This is a genomic window from Mesorhizobium sp. WSM4845 (assembly GCF_055811455.1).
Genome location: NZ_JBVVQA010000119.1, coordinates 1 through 300, shown reverse-complemented (window position 1 = coordinate 300; position 300 = coordinate 1). Strand labels below are relative to the sequence as shown.

The window sequence follows — 300 nt, the reverse complement described above, 5'->3', positions numbered from 1 at the left end:
ATCGTTCCGGTCATGCTCGGCGATGCGACGCTGGCGCAGGAGATGGCGGCGCGCATGCTGCAGCGCGGCATCTATGTCATCGGCTTCTCGTTTCCGGTGGTGCCGAAGGGCCAGGCCCGCATCAGGACGCAGATGTCGGCCGCCCATTCCAGCGCCGACATCGACCGTGCGGTCGCGGCGTTCGGCGCAGTCGGGCGCGAACTTGGTGTGATTTCCTGAACGACCGGAACCGAAAAGCGATTCCGGATCAAGAGTTTCAAGGGACAAAAGAATGTCGAACATGATGAAGGCGCTGGTCAA

The 300-nt window shown here is 61.7% G+C and carries 1 protein-coding gene; it reads left to right on the top strand.

Annotation, left to right across the window (positions count from 1 at the left end; translation table 11 throughout):
• The coding region (locus tag AC0L2C_RS34265) for an aminotransferase class I/II-fold pyridoxal phosphate-dependent enzyme (RefSeq protein ID WP_473525541.1) at nt 1–219 on the top strand (219 nt) is incomplete at its 5' end.
• Nucleotides 220–300 lie beyond the last annotated feature (81 nt).